This is a genomic window from Brevundimonas sp. 374, assembly GCF_900102995.1.
Taxonomy (GTDB): Bacteria; Pseudomonadota; Alphaproteobacteria; order Caulobacterales; family Caulobacteraceae; genus Brevundimonas; species Brevundimonas vesicularis_C.
In genome coordinates this window covers 1,441,647-1,465,168 of sequence record NZ_FNKT01000001.1, presented here as the reverse complement: position 1 = coordinate 1,465,168, position 23,522 = coordinate 1,441,647, and the positions used below count along the sequence as shown (strand labels likewise).

The window sequence follows — 23,522 nt, the reverse complement described above, 5'->3', positions numbered from 1 at the left end:
GCGTTTTGATCGTTCTGAACGGCCTCGCATCCCGACGACCTGATTCCATCTTTTCCCATCGCCCCGCGCGCCGCCTTTCGCTGCGTCAGGGGTCCACCTCGCGCGGGATCGTGCTTCGGTCACGCGCCATAGCCCCACTGGAAACACCAGAGCTTCATGTCTGATACTCTCAACCCCACGCGCGACGATTTCTCGGCGCTGCTCGATGAACAACTGTCGGGTCGCGACTTCGGCGAAGGCCAGGTCGTCCACGGCCGCGTCGTCGGCATCGAAAAAGACATCGTCATCATCGACGTTGGTCTGAAGACCGAAGGCCGTATCGCCATGCGCGAATTCGGCCAAGGCGACGACGGCGCCCTGCCCAAGGTCGGCGACAACGTCGAGGTTTACCTGGAGCGCGTCGAGAACGCCCTGGGCGAAGCCGTCATCAGCCGCGACAAGGCCCGTCGCGAAGAAGCCTGGACCCGTCTGGAAGTCGTGTTCGCCGAAGGCCAGCCGGTCAACGGCGCCATCGTCGGCCGCGTCAAGGGCGGCTTCACCGTCGACCTGGGCGGCGCCTCGGCCTTCCTGCCCGGTTCGCAAGTCGACATCCGTCCGGTCCGCGACGTCGGCCCGCTGATGGGCAAGGAACAGCCTTTCGCCATCCTGAAGATGGACCGTCCGCGCGGCAACATCGTTGTGTCGCGTCGCGCCATCCTGGAAGAAGCCCGCGCCGAACAGCGCACGGAACTGGTCGGTCAGCTGGCCGAGGGTGAAGTCCGCGAAGGCGTCGTCAAGAACATCACCGACTACGGCGCGTTCGTCGACCTGGGCGGCATCGACGGTCTGCTGCACGTCACCGACATGTCGTGGAAGCGCGTCTCGCACCCCAGCCAGGTTCTGGCCGTCGGCGACACCGTCAAGGTCCAGATCGTCAAGATCAACCCGGATACCCAGCGTATCTCGCTGGGCATGAAGCAACTGCAGTCGGACCCTTGGGACGGCGTGGAAGCCAAGTATCCGGTCGGCGCCAAGTACACGGGCCGCATCACCAACATCACCGACTACGGCGCCTTCGTGGAGCTGGAAGCCGGTGTCGAGGGCCTGGTGCACGTCTCGGAAATGTCCTGGACCAAGAAGAACGTCCACCCCGGCAAGATCGTCTCGACCTCGCAGGAAGTCGACGTCGTGGTTCTGGATGTCGACGCCTCCAAGCGCCGCATCTCGCTGGGCCTGAAGCAGGCTCAGGACAATCCGTGGGACGCCTTCGTCGCCAACAACCCGATCGGTTCGACCGTCGAGGGCGAAGTCAAGAACGCCACCGAGTTCGGCCTGTTCATCGGCCTGGACAACGACATCGACGGCATGGTGCACCTGTCCGACCTCGACTGGTCGGTGTCGGGTGAAGAAGCCATCCAGCGCTACCGCAAGGGCGAGATGGTCAAGGCCAAGGTCCTGGACGTCGACGTCGAGAAGGAACGCGTCTCGCTGGGCATCAAGCAACTGGGCGGCGATCCGATCGGCGAGGGCGACACCTATCGTCGTGGCCAGCAGATCACCGTCACCGTGACGGCGATCGAGTCGGGCGGCATCGAGGTGAAGTTCGGTGAAGACGACGCGCCGGTTACGGCCTTCGTTCGCAAGTCGGACCTGTCGCGCGACCGCAACGAGCAACGTCCGGAACGCTTCGCCGTCGGCGACCGCGTCGACGCCATGATCACCGCCGTGGACAAGGCCTCGCGTCGCGTCTCGGTGTCGATCAAGGCGCTGGAAATGAAGGACGAGCAGGAAGCCATCGAACAGTTCGGATCGTCCGATTCGGGCGCTTCGCTGGGCGACATCCTGGGCGCCGCGCTGAAGAACGCCGGCACCAAGGAGTAAGGCTCAAGCCGCAGAGCGCCGCGCGCTCTGCGATAGTGACGAAGAATGAGGGCGGCGGGAGCAATCCCGTCGCCCTTTTCTCTGTCTGGCACGCCGCTGTGTGCGCCTCCGGACATTTTTCTTGCGAATGGCGCGCATCATTGTCGGATAAGGGCTTTTTACAAAGCCTGTCGAAGGTTAGGGTGCGGCTCTGGATCGACGGCGGGCGAGACGGCCTGTCTAAACGAGCTGGCGGGGGCGCAGATGATCAAGTCCGAACTGATCGAGAAGCTTGCAGCGGAAAACACCCACCTGACTCACGCCGAGGTCGAGCGGCTGGTCAATGTGATCCTCGACACCATGACCTCGGCCCTGTCCGAAGGCGGCCGGGTCGAGCTGCGCGGTTTCGGCGCCCTGTCGGTGCGGTCGCGCCCGGCGCGCGCGGGCCGTAATCCGCGCACCGGCGAAACCGTCGAAGTGCCCGCCAAGGCCGTCCCGTTCTTCAAGAGCGGCAAGGAGCTGCGCGAGCGGCTGAACGCCTCGGGCGACGCCTGAGCCAACTTTCTCAAGGAAATCTCATGAGCCTGCTGTCGGAGTTTCGCGAGTTCGCGGTCAAGGGCAATGTCGTGGACCTGGCGGTCGGCGTGATCATCGGCGCGGCCTTCAACGGCATTGTCAAAAGCCTGGTCGATCAGGTGGTGATGCCGCCCATCGGCCTGCTGACCGGCGGCATCGACTTCTCGAAGCTGGAATGGGTGCTGCGCGCCGAAAACCCGGCGACCGAGGCCGTCGAGAAGGTGTCGATCCAATACGGCGCCTTCCTGAACACCGTGATCCAGTTCCTGATCGTCGCCTGGGTCGTCTTCCTTGTGGTCAAGGGCATCAACGCCCTGCGTCGTCAGGAAGCCGCCAAGCCCGATCCGGCGCCGGCCGCGCCGACGGCGACCGAAGCCCTGCTGGCCGAGATCCGCGACGAGCTGAGGGCCCGCCCCAACGCCTGATCAGGCCTTGGACACGCGCCCGCCCAAGGTCGGGCGCGTAATCGCGGCGGCAGCCCATGTCTTGGGCGTCGGCGGCGTGCGTGAACAGATGCCGTAGTCGCCGTCGAACGGGGTCGGCGCCCAGGCGGCCGCCAGCGCAGGATCGTCAATGATGGCGTGGCAATGTCCCCAGCCGCCCTCGCGCCGCGCCGTCTTCGCCAGATCGCCCAACTGCGCCAACAGACGCGGCATCACCATTTGCAGGCGCACCTTGGCGGCCCCCAGCGCACGCGCGTTGTCGATCAGAGCCTGGGTCAGAAGCGGGATCGCCTCGGGCGCCGTCTCCAGTGCGATCAGATCAAGGATGTCCAGATAGGGCGGCTCGATCAGGCTGGTCTTGGTCATCTGCGCCATCGCCATCCCGACGATGCGGCTGTCCCTGACGCAGGCCAACATGACCGGCGGCAGGGTCAGGTCAGGGTCCGCCAACCGCCAGCGCAGGATGTCCGGACTGCGATCCGCCAGCAGGCGATCTTCTTGCGACAGCCGGCGCCAGAAGTCCGCATAGGGCGAGGCGTCCGACAAATCGCGCAGCACCGTCACCCCAGCAGCCAGCACCATCGGCGTCTGGCGGAATACGCGCCTGTTCATCAGCCGCTCGCCCAGACGCGCGGCGGTCTCGGCGGAGGTGCGGCCCAGCAACAGGCGCAGACCGCGACCCTGAGCGCAGGCCAGACGGTCGGTGATCCACGAAAGCTTCAGTCCGTGAGTCTGGGCCGGCCAGGGCTTCATGTCGAACAGGCCGTAAAGCGGCGCCGAGCGCGCATTGGCGTTGAAGGTGTAGCGGGCGAACAGGCCCGGCTGTTTCAAAAAGGTGCGGATCAGAGGCCGGCTGGCGCCCTTCTGGCTGGGCGGCACGATGATCGAAAACCCGGTGGCGCCGAAGTGGTCCCGGACGCCGTATCGAAACCGCTGGATGAAGTTGCCCAGCATGGCTACGGCGTTGTCGTCTTCGTCGGCGACCACCCATCCCGCGGGCGCGCCTAGCGCCAACCGCGCCGGATTGGCCTCGAGCCAGCGCCATCCGGCCGGCGACCGTTCGGGCCAACCGACCTGACGATGCAGCCTGTTCAGCGCCTCATGGTCTGGAGCGGCGATCGGTCTGACAGACATCTGGCGCGCCTTCCCATTATGAAACCGCGAGCGTTTCTGACGACCGACCTAGCAGGATGTGCGCCATTGGGCGTCACCCAGGGTTGTTTTTCGCTTTCCTCGCGCGTCGCCTGCCCACCCCCGCGACAGCCTTAACACTTGTTCGAATTCCCCCGCTGTGCTGGGTATGCGCCTTTCGCGCGCCCGATAAGCGGCGCGGCAGTTGGGAGTGAGCCGTTGAGGACGGATTTGGGGAAGGCGCGACTTACACGGCGCGTGAAGACGATTAGGGGGACGCGCGCATGAACATCGTCGTCGCCCTTGGACTGATCATCACCTTCGCCACGGGCGTGCCGGTGCTGATGCAGATCCTCAAGAACCACCCGCGCGGACTGATCATCCTATTCTTCGCCGAGATGTGGGAGCGTTTCTCCTACTACGGCATGCGCGGCATCCTGATCTTCTTCCTGACGCAACACTTCCTGTTCGACGACGCCATGGCGGGGTCGACCTACGGCTCCTACACCTCGCTGGTCTATCTGCTGCCCCTGCTGGGCGGCATCATGGCCGACCGCTTCATCGGCACCCGCAAGGCCGTCGCCTTCGGCGCCCTGCTGCTGGTCGCCGGTCACGGCATGATGGCCTTCGAGGGCCGTCCCGCGACCGAAACCCTGACCTACGCCGGTCAGACCTATCAGATCGACGCCGAAGGCCGCGGTGCGGCGCGTGAAGTGTCGATCGTCGTCAACGGCCAGAAATACGCCTTCGAGGCGGCCGAGAACGGCCTGGCGATCGAGGGCCTGCCCGCCGCGTCGCCGCTGCCGGCCGTGCTGCCCACCGGCGAATACAAGATCGACGCGACCCGCGACATGGCGGGCGTGAACGTCTTCTATCTGGCGGTGTCCTTCATCATCATGGGCGTCGGCTTCCTGAAGCCCAACATCTCGACGATCGTGGGCCAACTGTATCCGCAGGGCGATCCGCGGCGGGACTCCGGCTTCACCCTCTACTACTACGGCATCAACCTCGGCGCCTTCTGGGCGGCGGTGCTGTGCGGCCTTTTGGGTCAGACCGTCGGCTGGTGGGCAGGCTTTGGTCTGGCCGGCGTCGGCATGGCGCTGGGCTGGGTGGTCTTCGTGCTGGGCAAACCCCTGCTGCAAGGCAAGGGCGAGCCTCCGGCCGAAGCCAATCTGAGCAAACCCATGCTGGGTCCGATCAACCGCGAATGGTCGATCTATCTGCTCAGCATCCTGGGCGTCGGCGTCGTCTGGTTCATGGTTCAGCGCAACGCCCTGGTGGGTTGGGTCCTGGGCGCCGCCACCGTCGCGTCGCTGCTGTTCATCCTCTACGTCATCGTCAAGGTTTGCGAGAACAAGGCGCAGCGTGAGCGGATGATGCTGGCCCTGGTGCTGATCTTCGGGTCGGTCGTCTTCTTCACCCTGTTCGAACAGGCCGGCACATCGCTGAACCTGTTCGCCGACCGTAACGTCGATCTCAGCATCACCCCGCAGGCGTTCCAGCTTCTGGGTGTCACCGTCGGCACCCCGGCCCAGATCGCCGCCGCCGGTCTCAGCACGTCGGGTCCCTGGATCGACGCTACCATCACGGCGGCCCAGACCCAGTCGTTCAATGCGGGCTTCATCCTGATCTTCGCACCGATCATGGCCGCGCTCTGGTCCTTCCTGGGCAAGCGCAACCTGGACCCCAACCCTACGCTGAAGTTCGGCCTGGGCCTGCTTCAGGTCGGATTGGGCTTCATGATCGTGGTGTGGGGCGCCGGCATGGCCAACTCGGCCTTCCAGATGCCGCTGCTCCTGCTGGGTCTGCTCTATCTGTTCCATACGACCGGCGAGCTGTTCCTGTCGCCGGTGGGCCTGTCGGAAATCACCAAACTGTCCGTCGCCAAGGTGGTCAGCTTCATGATGGCCGTCTGGTTCCTGGCCAGCTCCATCGCCCAATATGTCGGCGGCTGGATCGCCGGCCTGGCGGGGACGGAGACTGTGGGCGGCCAGGTGCTGAACCCGGGCCTTGCGCTGCAGACGTCGCTTGAAGTGTTCAAGCTGCTGGGCCTGTGGGGGATGGGCATCGGCGTGGCCTTCATTGTCATCAGCCACTTCATCAAGGGCTGGTCGCATGGCGCCAATGACGGGGACAACCACCCTGGCCCTGCGCTGAACGATCGCGGTCAGGAAGACGGCAACGTCGCCCGTCCTGCGGCCTCGACGCCTAGCCACTGATCGACGCCTGATCATGGAAAAGCCCCGGCGGAGCGATCCGCCGGGGCTTTTTGCTGCGCGGACCTAGGCCTCAGAAGGTCTTGCGGACCCGCAACGAGACGAAGGTGCGCGGGTCGATGGAGCGCTCCTCGACGAAGGCGACCGTGCGCGGATTGCGCGTGGCGTAGACCGTACGCTGCTGGGTGAAGTCGTCCCACAGGTTCAGCTGGGCGCGCAGCGACAGGGTCGGGCTGGGCTTGTATTCGACGAAGGCCTCCAGATAGTCCGCACCGCGCCAGGCGAAGGTCTGGTCCGGATCGTAGGTCGCCTGTCCCAGACGCGGCAGCCAGTTGATCCCCCACTGGGTCTTCCACGAGGTGATGTCCTGCTGGAAGCCGACATTGGCCTGGCTGGGACGCACTCCCGAGATGCGGCGGTCCTCGCCCGTGGTCGGGTCGGTGACGCTGGTCTTGTTCCAATCGTTCCTGAAGGTGAACCGGGCGCCCGAAATTCCGACCTTGTCCAGCGGCACGACCACGTTCAGCGACAGCTGATCCAGCGTTCCGTCGCCGATGTTGCCCGTCGCCGACAGGCCGCCGGGCAGCGGCAGTCGGTCGATCACGTCGATGATGCGGTCGTGGCGATAGCCGATCGAGACCACGCCCTCGCCCCAGAAGCGGCGCTCATAGGACAGCTCGGAAATCCAGCGCTGTTCCGGCTCCAGATCGACGTTGCCGCCGAACACCGTGCCATCGCTCAGCTCAGCCGAGGCGGCGAAGTCGCCGAAGTCCAGCTGACCCAGTTCGCGCTCGAAGCGGAAACGCAGCTGGTTGTCGGCCATCGGCGTCCAGGTCGCCAGCAGCCGCGGCTTGGCGAAGAAGAAGCTCTTTTCCTGATCCGCATCGCCCGATTGGCTGATGGTGGAGGCCTCGAGGCGCACGCCGCCCTCCAGCGTCAGCTTCGGATTGATCCGCCAGGTCGCCTTGCTGAAGGCCTCGCCGCGCGTCTCCTCGACCTTGACCGAGGCGCTGGGTAGGGGCACGCCGACGCCGCCGATGGTGAAGGCCTGGTTCACGTCCAGCATATTGTAGGCGATCTCGGCGCCGGCCTCGATTGTCAGGGCGGGCGAGCGTTCGTGACGCACCAGAGCGCGCAGGATGGATTCCGACGAGTCGCCGTTGGATTTGAACTGCTGCTCTGGCGCCGCCGTCCCGTTCAGGGTCTCATTGCTGCCCGAGACGCTGTCAAAGCTGGAGAACTCGTGGATCAGACGCGTCTCCAGGGTCCAGCGCGGGTTCAGGGTGCGGGTCCAGGTCAGGCCCAACTCACCGGAATCGCCGTCTTCGGCGTAGTCGCTGCGGCGCAAGGAGGTTGGCGACGAAAGCTCGGTCCAGTTCTGATAGTCGTTCAGACCATAGCGGGCGGTGCCTTCCAGCTTTCCGCCGAACAACGGGCCGGTGTAGTTGCCGCGAATACCTTGGCCGCCGCCCCAGCCGTCGTTCTCGTACCGCTCGTCGCGGATGACATCGCCAGCGGCGTTGCGACGGACCGAACGGCCGACGCCGTTGGAATCGCTGGATCCCATGCCGTCCGACAGGGTCACGCCCCAGCTGCGGTCGCCCTTGTTCTGAGTGAACTGATAGGAGCCGCCATAGATGTCATGGCCGCCTTCGAACAGCATGGCGTTCCAGGTCAGGATCGACTGGCGGCTGTCGGTCGTCTTCAGGATGACGTTCACGACGACGGAATAGCCCTGCATGTCGATGCCCGGCGCACCGCCCCGGATCAGTTCGATGCGCTCGACCTGATTGGCCAGGGTCCGGCCCAGGACGTTCGAACCCGAATCGTTCTTTGAGGCGGGGCGGTTGTTGTTGATCAGCACATTGCCGACCGCCCCTTCAAAGCCACGCGCGCCCGATCCGTTGTCGATGGAGAAGCCGGGGACGCGGTTGACCATGTCGAGCGCCGTATTCGGGCGCTGGGCGGCGAAGAAGTCCGGCGTGAAGACCAGTACGCCGCGCTGGCTGGCGTCGGCCAGGGGCGCCTGGTTGGTCGGGCCGGTCGGCACCGGGGCCTCGGCGACTTGTGGCCGATCTGTGGTGGAAGCGTCGCCGGCGAATGCGGCGCCGGCGGTGAAAAGCAGGGCGGTGCTGGCCAGCAGCAGGGTCTTTGTCATTGGTCTTCCCCTCGGGTGTTGGCGAGAGGTGTGCCGATCCGCCGCGTTCATCTCCAGTTACAAGGCCGCAAGGTGGATTAAATCGACGACATCATTACAGCGATTTCATTACGCCAGCGACAGTAATGAAGTTTACAGCAATGTAATGATCAGACGCTCATCTTCTTTATTGCTTTTACTTGCCGCGACGGCGCTGACGACCGCGCCTGCCGTCGCGCAGGATGCGCAATCGGACGCCGTCGAGGATATCGTCGTCACCGCCCGCCGGATCGAGGCGCCGATGTGGGAGGTGCGGCGCGGCGACAGCGTCCTGATCCTGGTCGGATCGATCGACGGTTTGCCCAGAAAGATGGAGTGGCGCACCGACGCTCTCATCTCGGCGGTTGATCGTGCCGACCGCGTCCTGTTTCCCGTCGAGGGGCGGGCCTCGCTGGCCGATGTGGGCCGACTGATCTGGCGATTTAGGACGCTGACTCGTTTGCCGAACGGGCGCACCAGCGCCGACTATCTGTCACCGGACCTTGAGGCCCGGGTCGAAAACCTGACAGGCGAAGGCCCGACCCGCGACAGCATGCTGATCCTGTCGGGCGATCTGATGGAACTGGGCGGTTACAGTAGCGGAGGGCGTCCGGTGTCCGGCCTGGTTCGTCAGGCGACGCGCGCCAATCGCACGCCCGCTGAACCCGTCGGCATCTTCAGGGGTGACGAGCTGATCGAAAAGGTTCTGACGACGCCGCCGGAACGCTACCTCGACTGCATCGACGCTGCGGCGACGGCGGCGGAGGCCGGGGTCGAGGCGGGCGCGCAACGTGCGGAGAACTGGCGTCTGCGCCGGATTCCGGCGGTATTAGACTCGCCCCTGGAAAAGGCGGCGACGGCCTGTTCCTACTGGTCGGTGATGGCCCAAGCGGACGATCTGCGTCGGATATGGAATAGGGCGGTGGACAAGGCGCTGGCCGAGGCCGGGGTCACCGTCGCTATCGCGCCCTTGCGGCTATTGGCCGAGCCGAACGGCGTATTGGATCGGTTGGAGGCGGAGGGGCTGGAACCGATCGGTCCCGAATGGCGCCCCTCCGCCCCCGCTCAATCGGCGCGCTAGAGCTTACTTGCGTTCCGGAACGGCGTCGCGGGCGGCTTCGCCGATGTTGTCGGCGGCGTTGCCAACGCTCTCGGCCGCACCGGCGATGGCGTTGTCCTTCACCGCGTCGCTGCGGTTCATGTTCATCAGGAAGTAGCCGATCACCAGCACGGCCAGCAAGCCGACGATCAGGGCGACGATGGCGCCCATTCCGCTGCCGCGACGCTCGACGACCGTGGTGGGCGCCGCGCTGGTTTCAGTGATGCGTTCAACCCGGCCATCGGGATGTTGGACTTCGCGTTCAGTAGGCATGGTGTTTCCTCTCCAGTGTGGCGGGGAAACACCCTTTGCAGCGATACGGTTCCGCTCGCTCAGACGGCGGTGCCGCCGACCGTCAGGCCGCCGATCTTGAGGCTGGGCTGGCCGATGCCGACGGGGACGCCCTGTCCGGCCTTGCCGCAGACGCCGACGCCCGGATCGAAGGCGAAGTCGTCGCCGACCATCTGGATCTTGGTTAGGGCTGTGGCCCCGTCGCCGATCAGGGTGGCGCCCCGAACGGGTGCGGTGATCACCCCGTCCTCGATCAGATAGGCCTCATTGCACTGGAACACGAACTTGCCGTTGGTGATGTCCACCTGGCCGCCCGAGAAGTTGGCGGCGTAGAGGCCGCGCTTCGTATTGGCGATCATGTCGGCCTTGGAATCCTTGCCCCCTTCCATGAAGGTGTTGGTCATGCGCGGCATCGGCATATGGGCGAAGGACTGGCGCCGGCCGTTGCCCGTTGCGGCGACGCCGAGCTGCCGCGCCGACAGCCGGTCGTGCATCAACCCGACCATGATCCCGTCCTCGATCAGCACGGTGCGCGAGGTGGGCGTGCCCTCGTCATCCACGGACAGCGATCCGCGCCGTCCGGCGATCGAGCCGTCATCGACCACGGTGACGCCGGGGGCGGCGACCCGCTGGCCCATCATGCCGTTGAAGACCGACGAGCCCTTCCTGTGGAAGTCGCCCTCGAAGCCGTGGCCGATGGCCTCGTGCAGCAGGACGCCGGGCCAGCCGGCGCCCAGGACCACGTCCATCTCGCCCGCCGGACAGTCGACAGCGTCCAGATTGACCAGGGCCTGACGCAGGGCCTCGTCCACCTGGGCCTGCCAGCGTTCGGGCGCGACCCAGGCCTCGAATCCGGCCCGGCCGCCGGCGCCGGACGAGGCGCTCTCGCGCTTGCCGTTCTGTTCGACGGTAACGGAGACGTTCAGCCGAACAAGGGGGCGAACATCGCGCACCGCCCGTTCGTCGGCGCGCAGGATTTCGATGGCGCGACGTTCGCCGATCAGGGAGGCGGATACCTGAACCACGCGCGGATCGCGGGCGCGGGCCCAGGCGTCAATCTCGGCCAGCAAGGCGATCTTGTCGGAGAAGGCGGGCGAGGCGAGGGGATCGACCTCGCCATACAGTTTCTGATTGGTGGCGCGGGGGCCTTCGGCGACTCGGGCCTCATGCCCCTGTTTGGCCAGGGCGGCGCTGTCGGCGGCGCGACGCAGGGCGGCGGCCGAAATCTCGTTGGCGTGGGCGTACCCGGCGGTCTCGCCCGCCACGACCCGCAGGCCGAAGCCCTCGGTCGCGTCATAGGCGGCGGACTTCAGCCGGCCGTCGTCGAACACCAGGCTCTCGCTCTCGGACCGCTCCAGGAACAGTTCGCCGTCGTCGGCGCCGGCCAGGGCCGTCTTCAGGATCGACAGGGCTTCATCGGTGTCGACGCCGGCGGCGTCGAGGATGGGCGGCGGGGAGGCGTGAACGGTCATGGCCTGTAGGTAGGGGCTGAAGGCCGTTTCGTCACCTGCCCCGGCGCGCGAAACCGCCGATCAGTCCAGCGGCTGAGGCCGCGTCACCACCGGACCGTCGGGATCGCTGATCGACGGGCGTGCAGCGGTCGGGGCGGGCGTCGGGGCCGTCGGCACGATCACCAGCGGCTCGGTCGTGACCGTCGGCGCCGGCGTGGACGGCGCCGGGGTGGCCGTCGTCGGCGCACGCGTCGTCGGTTGCGTCGTTGCGGCCGGCGCCTGGGTCTGGGTCTGGGTCTGGGTCGGCGTCTGCGTGCGGGGCGCGGCCGTCGTCGCGCGCGGCGTCGTCGTCGTTGCCGGCGCGGAAGCGGCGGGGGCGGGCGTCGCGGGGGTCGTCGCAGCGGGCGCGGGTTGTTCGGTCGCGACGACAGGGGCGGCGTCGGCAGGAATCGTATCGGCTGGCGGGGCGGTCAGAGGCGCATCGGCGACCATGGCGGGCGTGGACGCCGGCGGGGTCGAGGCGGGACGCATCGCGAACCACAGGCCGCCTCCGGCGACCAGAAGGGCGACGACCCCGACTCCGACATAGAGCGGCAGGCGCGAGGTCTTGGCGGGCGCACGGGCGAAGCTGGGCGTGATCGGCGCAGCCGCAGGCGAAACAGCGGGTCTGGCCGCGACCGCTGGGGCGGCGACAGGTTCGGCCGCGACCGGCTTCGGCGCAGGGGCGGGCGTCGTCTCTGGCGCGGGCAGGGGCCGCACGGTCAGATCGGGTTGAGCGGCAAGCGCCGGCTGCGGCCTGGACTGCGGCGGCATCGGAGCCTGGGGTTGAGGCTGGGCTTGGGCCGGGCGCGCCGTCGGGATCAACGAACCGCCCAAGATGCTTGTCCCCTGCGGACGGGGCGCCGGACGCGGGGCGGGATTGGCGGGCGTCGTCTGACCCTTGGCCGGCGCGACGCCAGAGGCCAGGCTCTGGGTGTGGATCGAGGCCTGCTGCTGTTGCGGCGTGGGCTTGCGCGGCGGCGGATTGGGAATGCGGTCCAGCGGATTGGGCGCGACCGGCACCGGCCCGACGTGGAAGGTCGTCGCGGGCATACGGCCCCAGGTCACCGGCTTGCGGGCGAAGGGCTGGGGCGGGGTCTTCTGGTCGTCGGACATGGTCTTCTCAATCGCTGGCGATCTGGCCCGTTTCGTGACGGATCAGTTCTTGAGCCGGTAGCCGGTCTTGAACATCCACATGACGATGCCCAGGCAGACGGCGAAGAAGGCCAGGGTGGCGGCGACGCTGACGCCGATGGCCACATCCCCCTGACCATAGAAGGCCCAGCGGAAGCCCGAGATCAGATAGACCACAGGGTTGAACAGGGTCACCGTGCGCCAGCCGTCCGGCAGCATGTCGATGGAATAGAAGGCGCCGCCCAGGAAGGTCAGGGGCGTCACGACCAGCATCGGGATCATCTGAAGCTGCTCGAACCCATTGGCCCAGACCCCGATGATGAAGCCGAACAGGCTGAAGGTCACCGAAATCAGGACCAGGAAGGCCATCATCCAGACTGGATGCAGGATCTGCAGCGGCACGAAGAAGGCCGCCGTCGCCAGAATGATCAGGCCCAGCACCGCCGACTTGGTCGCCGCCGCGCCGACATAGGCCAGCACGATCTCCAGCGACGACACCGGCGCCGACAGGATCTCGTAGATCGTCCCCGTGAACTTGGGGAAATAGATGCCGAACGAGGCGTTGAAGATCGACTGTGTGAACAGGCTGAGCATGATCAGCCCCGGCACGATGAAGGCGCCGTAGGGCACGCCGTCCACTTGCTGCATCCGGCTGCCGATCGCGCCGCCGAAGACGACGAAATACAGGGCCGTGGTGATGACCGGGGTGACCACGCTCTGCCACAGGGTGCGCAGCGCACGCGCCATCTCGAAGCGATAGATGGCCCAGACGCCGTATCCGTTGAAGGTCATGCCGCGGCTCCGTTCTGGTGAACCAGGCTGACAAAGATGTCTTCCAGCGAGCTCTGGCGGGTGTTCAGGTCCTTGAAGCCGATGTTCAGCGCCTCAAGCCGGCGGATCAGCGACGGCACGCCTGTGTCGTCGGCGTTGGCGTCGAAGCTGTATTCCAGCTCGCCGCCCTCGTTCTTCAGCGTCAGGTCCCAGTCGGACAGGTCGGCGGGCAGGGCGCCCAACGGCTCGATCAGGTTCAGCGTCAGGGTCTTCTTGCCCAGCTTCTTCATCAGGGCCGACTTTTCCTCGACCAGGATCAGCTCGCCCTTCAGGATCACGCCCACCCGGTCGGCCATTTCCTCGGCCTCCTCGATGTAGTGAGTCGTCAGGATGATGGTGACGCCGCGCTCGCGCAGCTTTCTGACCATAGCCCACATGTCGCGGCGCAGCTCGACATCGACCCCGGCGGTCGGCTCGTCCAGGAACAGGATGTCCGGCTCGTGGCTCAGGGCCTTGGCGATCATCACCCGCCGCTTCATCCCGCCTGACAGGGTCATGATCTTGGCGTCACGCTTGTCCCAAAGCGACAGGTCCTTCAGCACGCCCTCGATGAAGGCGGGGTTCGGCGCCTTGCCGAACAGGCCCCGACTGAAGGTGACGGTGGCCAGCACGGTCTCGAAGGCGTCGGTGGTCAGCTCCTGCGGCACCAGACCGATCTTGGTGCGGGCCGCGCGGAAATCGGATTGGATGTCATGGCCGTCGGCGACCACGGTCCCGGTGGTGGGCGTGACGATGCCGCAGACGATGGAAATCAGCGTGGTCTTGCCCGCGCCGTTCGGTCCCAGCAGGGCGAAAATCTCGCCCTTGTTGATCGTCAGGTCGATGCGCTTCAGCGCCTGATGCCCCGACTTGTAGGTCTTGGTCAGGCCGTCGATCTCGATTACGGGCATGGGCTTTCCTTTCCGGCGCGCGCGGCGGCGCGGGCCGGGTGTGGCGGCAATATGGCGTGCCTGACGCCTGACTCAAGTGGCGGCGCCGTCTCAATAGACGCCAAGTCGTTGTTAACCCGATTGTCGCACGGTGCCGGCCTGAGTTGAGTTTTGGCAGGAGCTTTCGTGCCGTCCCTGTCCGCCGCCCACCACGCCGCTCTGACGGCGATCGTCGAGGCCTGTCCCGACGCATCGCTGGGGATGCTGGGCGCGGCTGTGGCGGCGCTGAAGGGCGACAAGGCGGCCGAACTGGCGAACATCGTCGCCGCAGAGGCGCGCGATCGCGCCCGTCGCGGCACGGCCTTCGCCCCACTGCTGCCGCTGTTTCAGCCGCGCGCCGACGGCGTGCCGGCCCTGGCCTTTCCGCCTCTGGTCCTGAAACGGGTCTGGCGCGAGGCGGTGCGGGGCGAGGAGGATTTCCTGCCCCTGCTTGACGGCGCCGTGGCCGTGGACGGGGAATGGACCCTGGCCGCCGATCGGCTGTGCGCAAAGGCGGCCGCCGTGCTGCGCGACCGGCCGCGCGACGTCTGGCCGGAGTTTCAGCGCCCCGCCGACGACCAGCCCCCATCCACCCCGGTCGAACTGGCCGGCTGTTTCGACCTGACGCCTCTGGCCCGCAGCGCCTTGCCGCGCCTGCCCGTCTGGCTGGAACGCCCCGACGACAACCAGCTGGCGGGGCTCAGGCTGCTGATCCAGGACTGTCTGGCGATGTCGCAGGACGGAGGGCGGCGCATGATCGACATCCTGTTCGCCCATGTGGCGGACGCCGAGCGGATGCTGCGAGTCGTGACGCGGACCAGCCGCCTCGCCGACCGTGAAATCACCCTCAGCCATTCCGACATGGGCGTCTTTGTCGAGCGGCTGCTGACCTCCGTGCAGGCGCGGGTGCAAAAGATCGCCGCCGTGGTCCGTTCGTCGCTCGGCGAGACCGCGATGCTGGGCGTGGTGGACGACGTCAACTGGTGCGCGGGCGTGCTGGCCGAGATGGACCACAGCCTGCAGGTGCGGCCCGACTCAAGCTGGGGCAAGGCGGCGCGGATGGCGCGGGTCCAAGTGTCGGGCCAGCTTTCGGGTCTGATGAAGTCCGCCTCCAGCGCCGTCCACGCCGCCCTGCCGATGAAGCGTCAGGTCATCACCGGACGCATGACGCGTATGTCGCCCTGGCTGGAGGCGCCGGCCGAGGGCGAACCGATCGAGGCGGCGGCGGCCCTGCTGGCGGCGGTGGCGGCCCTGCGCGGCGCGGCCGTCACCTTCGGTTGCGAAGCCGATCGCTCGGGATTGAAGGCCGACCTGACCGACTACCTCTCCACCTGGTCCGACGAGGCGCTGAACAGTCTGTCGGACGGCGAGGCCGAAAATCCCGACCATGTGCTGCGTCTGATCGGGGTCGCGGCGCGGTTCCTGACCGTGATCGAGGCGCTGGAGGCGGCGCGCGCCGTCAGGCGACGCGCAGCTTCAGCGGAAATGGCGCGGCTGGGCTGAAACGACGCCTCGCCGGACGTTCGCGGATGGGTTAGACGGCGAAGATGATCGTGTTCTGGATAATGACGGGACTGGCGGCGGCCCTGGCCGCCCTGCTGGTGCTGACCGGCGCGCGACGCGGCGCGGATCCGGCGGCCGGGGCTGAAACCCAGGCCGGCTCGCGCGAGATCGAGGAACTGGATCGGCTAAAGGCGCGCGGCCTGCTGGACGAGGCGGCCTACGTGGGCGCGCGCGCCGAGGCGGGGCGGCGGCTTCTTGCCGTTTCGGCGACCACGACCCCGGTGGCCGGCGCCCGAGATCGGTTCTGGGTGCTGGGCGGGATCGGCGTGACGGTCGCGGGCGCGCTGGGCCTCTATGTCTTCACCGGCTCGCCCGGCCTGCCGGATCAGGCCTATGAGCGGCGCGTCGACGATTGGGCCGCCAATCTGGATCGGCTGGAGCCAGCGCAACTGGCGGCCGTGACCGCGCGGGTCGTTCAGGAACGGCCCAAGGATCGGCAGGCGCTGGCCATGCTGGGCGCGGCCCGGTTCGCCGCCGGCGATCCGCTGGGCGCCGCCTCCGCCTTTCGCCGTCTGATCGCTCTGGACCCCCGTGACGCCCAGGCCTGGGCGCGGCTGGGCGAAAGCCTGGTCGTCGCCAACGACAACCAGATCGGGGGCGACGCCGAAGCCGCCTTCCGCGAAGCCTTGAAGCTGGACGCTGATCAGCTCGGCGCGCGTTTCTTCCTGGGCGAGGCCGCGTTGCGGCGCGGAGACGCCGCCGGGGCGCGCACCCTGTGGACGCCCCTGATCGCCGCGCTCGACCCGGCCGATCCGCGCCGTCTGGATCTGGAACGCCGACTGCCGAAGGGCGGCGCGCAATGACGCGTTGGTCCTGCGCGACGACGGCGGTATATGCCGCCGGTCCGTCCCTGGAATCCGGAATGTCCCTCGCATGAGCTGGCTGCCCAAATCGCCGAAGGCGCGTCGCCGCCTGTGGGTCGTCGCCGCCGTGGCGCCGATCCTGGCGCTGGCGGTCGGCCTGTCGCTGTGGGCGATGCAGGACAGCGTGACCTTCTTCTACTCGCCCTCCGAGGCCACCGCCGACAAGGCGCCGGAGGGCCGCAACATCCGCCTGGGCGGTCTGGTCGAGGCCGGCAGCGTGCAAAAGACCGGTGACGGCGTGGTCGCCTTCGTCGTCACCGACAACGCCGCCACGACCCGCGTCGTCTATCACGGCGACCTGCCCGACCTGTTCCGCGAAGGGCAGGGGATCGTGGCGCAAGGGGCCTTCGGCGCCGACCGCACCTTCCACGCCAGCCAGGTTCTGGCCAAGCACGACGAGAATTATATGCCGCGCGAGGTCGCCGACCGTCTGAAGGAAAAGGGCGAGTGGCGGCCTGAGACGGCGCCGGCCGCGACCAAGTCCGTCCCCCTATGATCGCCGAGCTTGGGGCCTTCGCCCTGGCGCTGGCGCTGGCGCTGTCGATTCTGCAGACGGGGCTTTCGGCGGCCGGACGCGCGAGGCGCAGCCCGGTCCTGGCCGGGGCCGCCCAGGGCGCAGCTCTGGCGGCTGCGGCGGCGGTCGCGCTCAGTTTCGCAGCCCTGATCTACGCCTTCGTCGTGTCGGACTTTTCGGTCTCCAACGTCGCGGCCAACAGCCACACCGACAAGCCGATGCTCTACAAGGTCGCCGGCGCCTGGGGCAGCCACGAGGGGTCGCTTCTGTTGTGGTGTCTGGTGCTGACCGTCTTCGGCGGGGCGCTGGCGCGGGCGCGCGGCCTGCCGTTCGGGCTGAAGGCCTCGGCCGTGGCGGTGCAGGGCGCGCTGGGCTCGCTGTTCCTGGCCTTCGCCGTCTTCACCTCCAGCCCCTTCACCCGCCTGGACCCCGCGCCGTTCCAGGGCGCGTCGCTGAACCCGCTGTTGCAGGACCCGGCCCTGGCCGTGCATCCGCCGCTGCTCTACGCCGGCTATGTCGGGTTCTCGGTCTGCTTCTCCCTGGCGGTCGCGGCGCTGATCGAGGGACGGGCGCAGACCGCCTTCTGGCCCGCCTGGGGGCGCTGGGTCCGACCCTGGGCGCTGGCCAGCTGGGCCTTCCTGACCGTCGGCATCACCCTGGGTTCGTTCTGGGCCTATTATGAGCTGGGCTGGGGCGGTTGGTGGTTCTGGGACCCGGTCGAGAACGCCTCCTTCATGCCGTGGCTTGCGGGCGCGGCCCTGTTGCACAGCGCGGTCGTGACCGAACGGCGCGGGGCGCTAGCGGGCTGGACGGTGTTTCTGGCCCTGCTGGCCTTCACCTTCTCCATGCTGGGCGCCTTTCTGGTGCGCTCGGGCGTGCTGACATCCGTCCATGCCTTCGCCGTCGATCCCCAGCGCGGGCTGATGCTGCTGGCCATTCTCGGGATCGCAGCCGGCGCCGCCTTCGCCCTGTTCGCCTGGCGCGCGCCCCAGCTGAAGGGCGGCGGTCTGTTCGCGCCGGTCAGCCGCGAGGGGGCGCTGGTCCTGAACAATCTGTTCCTGACGGCGGCGGCCGCGACCGTCTTGCTGGGCACCCTCTATCCGCTGATCCTGGAAGCGGCGTCCGGCGCGACCATCTCGGTCGGCCCGCCCTATTTCGCCGCCACCTTTACCCCGCTGATGATGGTCGCCTTCCTGATCTTGCCGGCCGGTCCGCTGCTGGCCTGGAAGCGCGGCGACCTGCCCGGCGCGATGCAGCGTCTTGCGGTCGCGGGGGGTCTGGCGATCGTCGGCGCGCTTGCGGCCTACGCCCTATGGGAGCCCAGGAAGGTCTTCGCCGCCGCCGGCATCGGCCTGGGTCTGTGGCTGATCCTGGGATCGCTGTCGGAAGTCGCCGAGCGCACGCGCCTGTTCCGCGCCTCGATGGCCGAGACGCTGCGCCGACTGAAGGGGCTGCCGCTGGGCGCCTGGGGCATGACCCTGGCGCATTTGGGGCTGGGCGTCTTCATCCTGGGGGCGGTGGTCGAAACGAGCTTCAAGGCCGAGGCCGCCCGCGCCGTCTCGTTGGGCCAGAGCGTGTCCGCCGGGCCCTGGACCGTCACGCTTGACGACGTGCGCGTCGTCGAGGGGCCGAACTATCTGGCCGAGCAGGGTCGACTGACCGTGCGCGCCACGAACGATCAGGGCCGCGCCAGCACCGTGACGGCCGAGCGCCGCTTCTTCCCCGCCGGCGGCCAGACCACCACCGAGGTCGGGCTCGATTTCCGAGGCCTGGACGACGTCTATGTCGTGATCGGCGAACGGGCGGGCAGTCCCGAACAGCCGGCCAGGGTCGTACGTGTTTATTGGAACCCCTGGGCGCGACTGATCTTCCTTGGGCCGATGATCATGGCCTTGGGCGGGGTGTTGTCGCTGCTGGATCGCCGGCTCCGGCTCGGGATCGGCGCGCGCCGACGCAAGACCGCATGAGGCGCCTGGCGATCCTGCTGGCCGCGCCGGTCATGGCGCTGATGCTGACGGCGGCCGAACCGCCCGCCGCACCCGACCGCCCCTTGGCCGATGCGACCCAGGAGGCCCGCGCCCAGGCTTTGTTCAAGGACGTGCGCTGCGTCGTCTGCCAGCACGAGGCCATCGCCGACAGCCCGGCGGGCGTCGCCGGCGACATGCGCCGCCTGATCCGCGAAGAGATCGCGGCCGGCGCGTCGGATCAGGCCGTGCGCGACGATCTGGTGCGGCGCTTCGGCGACTATGTGCTCTTTACCCCGCCGGTTCGGGCGGGGACCTGGCTGCTGTGGTTCGGCCCGTTCGCTCTGTTGCTGCTGGCCGCCGCCGTTCTGGCCCTGCGCGCACGTCGTCGTCCGGTCGAGGCCGCTCCCCTGACGCCGGAAGAAGAACGCCGACTGGACGAAGTTCTACGAAATGAGAAGCTTCGCCGCGATCCTGACGCAACCTCGCCTCACGACGGGCGCTAGTCGAGATCAACGATCGGCGGTCGGGATTGGCGCAAAGCCGGTTCGGCCTATATCAATCGCGAAACCGGCGCCCGTCTGGCGCTGGACAAGAGGATCGCAAGGACCACGATGCTGAAGCGCAAGGAGTTCATTCTCGGGGCCGCGGCCGGCCTGACCCTGGCGGCGGCGGCGACCGCCGGCGGCGTCATCACCTGGCCCGGCGCGCACGCGGAACCGCAGGCGGTGAACCGGATCACCCCTGTCCCGGCCAACGGCGACGCCTTCACGCCCCCGCCGGGCGCGCCCAGCAGCTTTGCGACCATCTTCGACCAGGTCTCGCCCGCCGTCGTCCAGATCGACGTGACGGTCAAGGTGGACCAGCCCCAGGGCGGCGCCTTCCAGATCCCCGGCCTGCCGTTCCAGTTCGTGCCGCCGCAAGGCCGCGGCGGTCAGGGCAATGATGAGCCGCAGACGACCCAGGGCGCCGGCTCGGGCTTCTTTATCTCGCAGGACGGCTTCATCGTCACCAACAACCACGTCGTCGCCGACGCGACCGAGATCAAGGTCAAGATGTCGGACGGCCGCGAACTGCCGGCCCGCCTGATCGGCCGCGATCCCGGCACCGACCTGGCGGTGATCAAGGTCGAGGGCAACGACTTCAAATACGTCAGCTTCGAAGAGACGGCCGAGCCGCGTGTGGGCGACTGGGTCATCGCCATCGGCAACCCCTTCGGCCTGGGCGGCACCGCCACGGCGGGCATCGTCTCGGCCAAGGCCCGCGACATCGATCCGTCGGGCTATAACGACTACATCCAGATCGACGCCGCCATCAACCGGGGCAACTCGGGCGGCCCGACCTTCGACATCCACGGCCGCGTCATCGGCGTGAACTCGGCCATCTATTCGCCCACCGGCGGCTCGGTCGGCATCGGCTTCGCCATTCCGGCGGACACCGCCAAGACGATCACCGAACGCCTGATGCGCGGTCAGTCGATCGAGCGCGGCTATGTGGGCCTGGGTCTGCGCACCCTCAGCCCCGACGGTTGGGAAGCCCTGGGCCAGCCCAAGGACTTCAAGGGCGCTCTGATCGAAAGCGTGACTGAGGACGGCCCCGCCTCGCGTGCCGGCGTCCAGATCGGCGACCTTCTGGTCGGCGTGAACGGCCAAGCGGTGGCGAACAGCCAGGAAGCCACGCGTCGGGTCGGCGCGGCCAAGCCGGGCGACACCATTCGCCTGGAAGTGATCCGCGACGGTCGCCGCCAGACCTTGAACGTACGCTCGGGCACCCGTCCTTCGGAAGAGGAACTCGCCGCATCGGAAGAGGGCGGAAGCGCCAACCCCGGCCAGAGCCAGCCTGGACAGGCTGACACGATTGAAGGGCTCGCCGTCACTGCGATCACGCCGGCCGCGCGTTCGCGGTTCAGCCTGCCGGCCAGCGTCAACGGCGTCGTGATCACCAACGTCGAACAGGGTTCGGCTGCGGCGCGCCTCGGGTTCCAGCCGGGCTTTGTCATCACCCGCGCCAATGATCGCAACATCACGTCCGCCGCCGATCTGCGCGCGGCGGTGGCGGCGGCCAAACAGGCGGGTCGCCCCAGCATCCTGCTGTTCGTGCGCACGCCGCAGGGCACGAGCCCGGTGCCGTTGAAGTTCGCCGCCGGCGAATGATCGGCATTCTGACCAAGCCTTAACTCGTCAATCGCCGCCGATGCGCTACCATCGGCGGCGATTTTGATTCCGGGAGGGGTTTCGATGCGGATTCTGGTGGTCGAGGATGACGCCGAGGCGGCGACCGCCATGGTGCGGGGCCTGTCCGAAGCCGGACATGAGGTCACCCACGCCGTGGACGGCGCCTTTGGCCTGCTGGAGTCGCAAAAGGGCGGCTACGACGTCTATGTGGTGGACCGGATGATGCCGCGCCTGGACGGCGTCGGCATGGTCGAGACGGTGCGCAAGGGCGGCGATCAGACGCCGGTCCTGTTCCTGTCGGCCCTGGGCGAGGTCGAGGACCGGGTCACGGGCCTGAAGGCCGGCGCCGACGACTATCTGGTCAAGCCCTACGCCTTCGCCGAACTGATCGCGCGGGTCGAGGCCCTGGCGCGTCGTCGCGAGACCGGCGGGGTGCAGACCGTGCTCAAGGTCGGCGACCTGGAAATGAACCTGATCGGCCGCACCGTGCATCGCGGAACGACCGAGATCGATCTTCAGCCGCGCGAGTTCCAGCTGCTGGAGTTCCTGATGCGCCACGCCGGCCAGTCGGTGACGCGCACCATGCTGCTGGAAAAGGTCTGGGAATATCATTTCGACCCCCAGACCAACGTCATCGACGTCCATATCAGCCGCCTGCGCTCCAAGATCGACAAGGGCTTCGACCGCGCCATGCTGCAGACCGTGCGCGGGGCGGGGTATCGGTTGGAGGCGTGAGCCTAGTGGCTAGTGGCGAGTAGTGAGTGGCGGGTGGCGAGGGGGTGAGACAAGCGGGGCGAACTTGGCTGCATAAAGCGCTGCGCAAAGTTTTGCGTCGGCTTGCTCGCCACTCGCCACTCATCACTCGTCACTAAAAACCCATGCACCTTCCCTCCCTCCTTCGCCGCACGCCGTTTCGGCTGACGCTGCTCTTCCTTGCGCTGTTCGTGGCGGCGGCGGGGGCGATCCTGGCCTATGTCTATTTCGCCTCGGCTTCGGAGGCCCAAGGTCGGGCCAGGGCGGATGTGGAGATCGAGCTGGGCGCCCTGACGGCGATCCACCGCACGCGCGGCATCGACGCCCTGAACCAGGCCTTGGTCGAACGGTCGATCCGCGGCGGGCCGTATCTCTATCTGCTAACCGACAAGGCCGGAAAAACGATCACCGGCAACATCACCGAATCCCCCATCGACATCGACCTCAGCCTGCCGGCCGGCGCCAGCGACTGGGAGACCTTCCGCCTGACCGACACGGACGCCCAGGGCAAGGTCCAGCGGCGTCGCTCCATCGGGGTGATCACCACCCTGGCTGGCGGCGAACATTTGTTCGTCGGTCAGGACATCGGCGACATCGAGGCCTATCTGGCGCGCCTGACCCAGGCCCTGTGGGGCGCCATGGCCCTGGTCATGCTGCTGGGCCTGGCGGGCGGTCTCTACATCAGCCGGCGGGTCGAAAACGCCATGGCCGGGCTGAACCGGGTCGTGCAGTCGGTGCAGGAGGGCGACCTCAAGGTCCGTGCGCCCGTGCGTCACACCGGCGACGAACTGGACGAGTTGGGCCAGGGGCTGAACACCATGCTGGATCGGCTGGAGGCGTCCATGTCCTCGATCCGCCACGCCGGCGACGCCATCGCCCACGACCTGCGCTCGCCCCTGACGCGGATGCGGGCCAAGCTGGAGGTCGCCCTGATCGACGCCGAAGCCGGCAAGATCGACGGGGTCGACGCCCTGGGCATCGCCCTGGACGAGGCGGACCATCTGCTGAAGACGTTCAACACCGTCCTGGCTATCGCGCGACTTCAGGCGGGCGGGGCGCCGGATCCCAAGGTCATGGACGCCTCGGACCTGGCCGCCGACATGGCCGAACTTTACGAACCGGCGGCCGAGGACAAGGACATCGACTTCTCGTCCGAGGTCGAAAAAGGTCTGATGATCGAGGGCAACCAGCCCTTCCTGGCCCAGGCCCTGGCCAACCTCATCGACAACGCCATCAAATACACACCCGCCGGCGGGGCGGTGAAGCTGCGCGCGCGCCGCCGCTCGTCGGGCGAGATCGAATATTCCGTCACCGACACCGGACCGGGCGTGCCCGAGGAGGACCGCGAGCGGGTGGTCCAGCGGTTCGTGCGCCTGGACAACAGCCGCACCGAACCCGGCTCGGGCCTGGGTCTTTCACTGGTGACGGCGGTCGCTGAGGCGCACGGGGGTCGGGTGGTGCTGGACGAAGGCCCCGGCGCCTACGGCGACTTCGGACCAGGGTTGCGGGTGGCGCTGGTGCTGCCGCCGGCCTCGACCGGGATGAGCGGATGATGTG

General features: G+C 67.6%; 20 protein-coding genes. 13 read left to right on the top strand and 7 right to left on the bottom strand.

Annotated features, from left to right (window positions below; all coding sequences use genetic code 11):
- Positions 1-156: 156 nt before the first annotated feature.
- The 3 genes from rpsA to mscL all read left to right on the top strand — a co-directional run bounded on the left by rpsA (position 157) and on the right by mscL (position 2,840).
- Positions 157-1,860 (top strand): 30S ribosomal protein S1, encoded by a 1,704-nt coding sequence (gene rpsA, locus BLR19_RS07180; RefSeq protein ID WP_066552585.1) that lies wholly within the window; start codon positions 157-159, stop codon positions 1,858-1,860.
- Between the two features lie 243 nt (positions 1,861-2,103).
- On the top strand, positions 2,104-2,394 hold the full coding sequence (locus BLR19_RS07175) for an integration host factor subunit beta (protein ID WP_091748853.1): 291 nt from the start codon (positions 2,104-2,106) through the stop codon (positions 2,392-2,394).
- Between the two features lie 23 nt (positions 2,395-2,417).
- Positions 2,418-2,840 (top strand): large-conductance mechanosensitive channel protein MscL, encoded by a 423-nt coding sequence (mscL, locus tag BLR19_RS07170; RefSeq protein WP_091748850.1) that lies wholly within the window; start codon positions 2,418-2,420, stop codon positions 2,838-2,840.
- Here mscL and BLR19_RS07165 read toward each other — a convergent pair whose 3' ends face one another.
- On the bottom strand, positions 2,841-3,992 hold the full coding sequence (locus tag BLR19_RS07165) for a hypothetical protein (RefSeq protein WP_091748848.1): 1,152 nt from the start codon (positions 3,990-3,992) through the stop codon (positions 2,841-2,843).
- Positions 3,993-4,273: 281 nt separating this feature from the next.
- On the opposite strand from BLR19_RS07165, the gene BLR19_RS07160 reads away from it, so the two are divergent.
- Positions 4,274-6,208, top strand: a complete 1,935-nt coding sequence (locus tag BLR19_RS07160) for a peptide MFS transporter (RefSeq protein ID WP_091748844.1) — start codon at positions 4,274-4,276, stop codon at positions 6,206-6,208.
- Positions 6,209-6,278: 70 nt separating this feature from the next.
- Here BLR19_RS07160 and BLR19_RS07155 read toward each other — a convergent pair whose 3' ends face one another.
- A complete protein-coding gene (locus BLR19_RS07155; protein ID WP_091748842.1) occupies positions 6,279-8,363 on the bottom strand; it encodes a TonB-dependent receptor plug domain-containing protein in 2,085 nt (694 codons plus the stop codon).
- A gap of 169 nt (positions 8,364-8,532) precedes the next feature.
- Between BLR19_RS07155 and BLR19_RS07150 the strand changes: the two genes are divergently transcribed.
- The gene (locus BLR19_RS07150) at positions 8,533-9,462 is read left to right on the top strand and encodes a TraB/GumN family protein (protein WP_255366486.1); all 930 of its coding nucleotides are present in this window, start codon (positions 8,533-8,535) and stop codon (positions 9,460-9,462) included.
- Between the two features lie 3 nt (positions 9,463-9,465).
- On the opposite strand, the gene BLR19_RS07145 is transcribed toward BLR19_RS07150, so the two are convergent.
- The 5 genes from BLR19_RS07145 to BLR19_RS07125 are packed head-to-tail and all read right to left on the bottom strand — an operon-like array spanning position 9,466 to position 14,116.
- Positions 9,466-9,753 carry a hypothetical protein gene (locus BLR19_RS07145; RefSeq protein WP_045809440.1) on the bottom strand — a complete coding sequence of 96 codons (288 nt, stop codon included), beginning with the start codon at positions 9,751-9,753 and terminating at the stop codon, positions 9,466-9,468.
- A 59-nt stretch (positions 9,754-9,812) separates the two neighbouring features.
- Positions 9,813-11,243 carry a metalloprotease TldD gene (gene tldD / locus BLR19_RS07140; protein WP_066552576.1) on the bottom strand — a complete coding sequence of 477 codons (1,431 nt, stop codon included), beginning with the start codon at positions 11,241-11,243 and terminating at the stop codon, positions 9,813-9,815.
- A gap of 60 nt (positions 11,244-11,303) precedes the next feature.
- Positions 11,304-12,377, bottom strand: a complete 1,074-nt coding sequence (locus tag BLR19_RS07135) for a hypothetical protein (RefSeq protein ID WP_091748837.1) — start codon at positions 12,375-12,377, stop codon at positions 11,304-11,306.
- Positions 12,378-12,419: 42 nt separating this feature from the next.
- The gene (locus BLR19_RS07130; RefSeq protein ID WP_091748835.1) at positions 12,420-13,187 is read right to left on the bottom strand and encodes an ABC transporter permease; all 768 of its coding nucleotides are present in this window, start codon (positions 13,185-13,187) and stop codon (positions 12,420-12,422) included.
- Positions 13,184-14,116 carry an ABC transporter ATP-binding protein gene (locus tag BLR19_RS07125; RefSeq protein ID WP_091748833.1) on the bottom strand — a complete coding sequence of 311 codons (933 nt, stop codon included), beginning with the start codon at positions 14,114-14,116 and terminating at the stop codon, positions 13,184-13,186. Before BLR19_RS07125 ends, BLR19_RS07130 begins: the two co-directional genes overlap by 4 nt.
- Positions 14,117-14,281: 165 nt before the next feature.
- On the opposite strand from BLR19_RS07125, the gene BLR19_RS07120 reads away from it, so the two are divergent.
- From BLR19_RS07120 to BLR19_RS07085, 8 genes are all read left to right on the top strand, one after another.
- Entirely contained in the window at positions 14,282-15,637 is a 1,356-nt protein-coding gene (locus tag BLR19_RS07120) for a hypothetical protein (protein WP_091748830.1), read from the top strand.
- Between the two features lie 44 nt (positions 15,638-15,681).
- Positions 15,682-16,500, top strand: a complete 819-nt coding sequence (ccmI, locus tag BLR19_RS07115) for a c-type cytochrome biogenesis protein CcmI (protein WP_091748829.1) — start codon at positions 15,682-15,684, stop codon at positions 16,498-16,500.
- 70 nt (positions 16,501-16,570) lie between these two features.
- Positions 16,571-17,056: a cytochrome c maturation protein CcmE gene (gene ccmE, locus BLR19_RS07110; RefSeq protein ID WP_066552566.1), complete on the top strand. Its 486-nt coding sequence runs from the start codon at positions 16,571-16,573 to the stop codon at positions 17,054-17,056.
- Positions 17,053-19,041: a heme lyase CcmF/NrfE family subunit gene (locus BLR19_RS07105; RefSeq protein WP_091748827.1), complete on the top strand. Its 1,989-nt coding sequence runs from the start codon at positions 17,053-17,055 to the stop codon at positions 19,039-19,041. Before ccmE ends, BLR19_RS07105 begins: the two co-directional genes overlap by 4 nt.
- Positions 19,038-19,544 carry a cytochrome c-type biogenesis protein gene (locus tag BLR19_RS07100; protein ID WP_091748824.1) on the top strand — a complete coding sequence of 169 codons (507 nt, stop codon included), beginning with the start codon at positions 19,038-19,040 and terminating at the stop codon, positions 19,542-19,544. The genes BLR19_RS07105 and BLR19_RS07100 overlap by 4 nt, the downstream gene beginning before the upstream one ends.
- 108 nt (positions 19,545-19,652) lie before the next feature.
- Complete coding sequence (locus tag BLR19_RS07095; RefSeq protein WP_091748820.1) at positions 19,653-21,191, top strand: Do family serine endopeptidase; 1,539 nt, start codon at positions 19,653-19,655, stop codon at positions 21,189-21,191.
- Between the two features lie 84 nt (positions 21,192-21,275).
- A complete protein-coding gene (locus BLR19_RS07090) occupies positions 21,276-21,947 on the top strand; it encodes a response regulator transcription factor (protein ID WP_017504381.1) in 672 nt (223 codons plus the stop codon).
- Positions 21,948-22,090: 143 nt separating this feature from the next.
- Positions 22,091-23,518 carry a sensor histidine kinase gene (locus BLR19_RS07085; RefSeq protein WP_091748818.1) on the top strand — a complete coding sequence of 476 codons (1,428 nt, stop codon included), beginning with the start codon at positions 22,091-22,093 and terminating at the stop codon, positions 23,516-23,518.
- Positions 23,519-23,522: the final 4 nt, after the last annotated feature.

Excerpts from the sequence above, each read along its gene's own strand:
- rpsA (WP_066552585.1), top strand. The coding sequence starts at position 157 with ATGTCTGATACTCTCAACCCCACGCGCGACGATTTCTCGGCGCTGCTC.
- BLR19_RS07175 (WP_091748853.1), top strand. The coding sequence starts at position 2,104 with ATGATCAAGTCCGAACTGATCGAGAAGCTTGCAGCGGAAAACACCCAC.
- mscL (WP_091748850.1), top strand. The coding sequence starts at position 2,418 with ATGAGCCTGCTGTCGGAGTTTCGCGAGTTCGCGGTCAAGGGCAATGTC.
- BLR19_RS07165 (WP_091748848.1), bottom strand. The coding sequence starts at position 3,992 with ATGTCTGTCAGACCGATCGCCGCTCCAGACCATGAGGCGCTGAACAGG.
- BLR19_RS07160 (WP_091748844.1), top strand. The coding sequence starts at position 4,274 with ATGAACATCGTCGTCGCCCTTGGACTGATCATCACCTTCGCCACGGGC.
- BLR19_RS07155 (WP_091748842.1), bottom strand. The coding sequence starts at position 8,363 with ATGACAAAGACCCTGCTGCTGGCCAGCACCGCCCTGCTTTTCACCGCC.
- BLR19_RS07145 (WP_045809440.1), bottom strand. The coding sequence starts at position 9,753 with ATGCCTACTGAACGCGAAGTCCAACATCCCGATGGCCGGGTTGAACGC.
- tldD (WP_066552576.1), bottom strand. The coding sequence starts at position 11,243 with ATGACCGTTCACGCCTCCCCGCCGCCCATCCTCGACGCCGCCGGCGTC.
- BLR19_RS07135 (WP_091748837.1), bottom strand. The coding sequence starts at position 12,377 with ATGTCCGACGACCAGAAGACCCCGCCCCAGCCCTTCGCCCGCAAGCCG.
- BLR19_RS07130 (WP_091748835.1), bottom strand. The coding sequence starts at position 13,187 with ATGACCTTCAACGGATACGGCGTCTGGGCCATCTATCGCTTCGAGATG.
- BLR19_RS07125 (WP_091748833.1), bottom strand. The coding sequence starts at position 14,116 with ATGCCCGTAATCGAGATCGACGGCCTGACCAAGACCTACAAGTCGGGG.
- ccmI (WP_091748829.1), top strand. The coding sequence starts at position 15,682 with ATGATCGTGTTCTGGATAATGACGGGACTGGCGGCGGCCCTGGCCGCC.
- ccmE (WP_066552566.1), top strand. The coding sequence starts at position 16,571 with ATGAGCTGGCTGCCCAAATCGCCGAAGGCGCGTCGCCGCCTGTGGGTC.
- BLR19_RS07105 (WP_091748827.1), top strand. The coding sequence starts at position 17,053 with ATGATCGCCGAGCTTGGGGCCTTCGCCCTGGCGCTGGCGCTGGCGCTG.
- BLR19_RS07100 (WP_091748824.1), top strand. The coding sequence starts at position 19,038 with ATGAGGCGCCTGGCGATCCTGCTGGCCGCGCCGGTCATGGCGCTGATG.
- BLR19_RS07095 (WP_091748820.1), top strand. The coding sequence starts at position 19,653 with ATGCTGAAGCGCAAGGAGTTCATTCTCGGGGCCGCGGCCGGCCTGACC.
- BLR19_RS07090 (WP_017504381.1), top strand. The coding sequence starts at position 21,276 with ATGCGGATTCTGGTGGTCGAGGATGACGCCGAGGCGGCGACCGCCATG.
- BLR19_RS07085 (WP_091748818.1), top strand. The coding sequence starts at position 22,091 with ATGCACCTTCCCTCCCTCCTTCGCCGCACGCCGTTTCGGCTGACGCTG.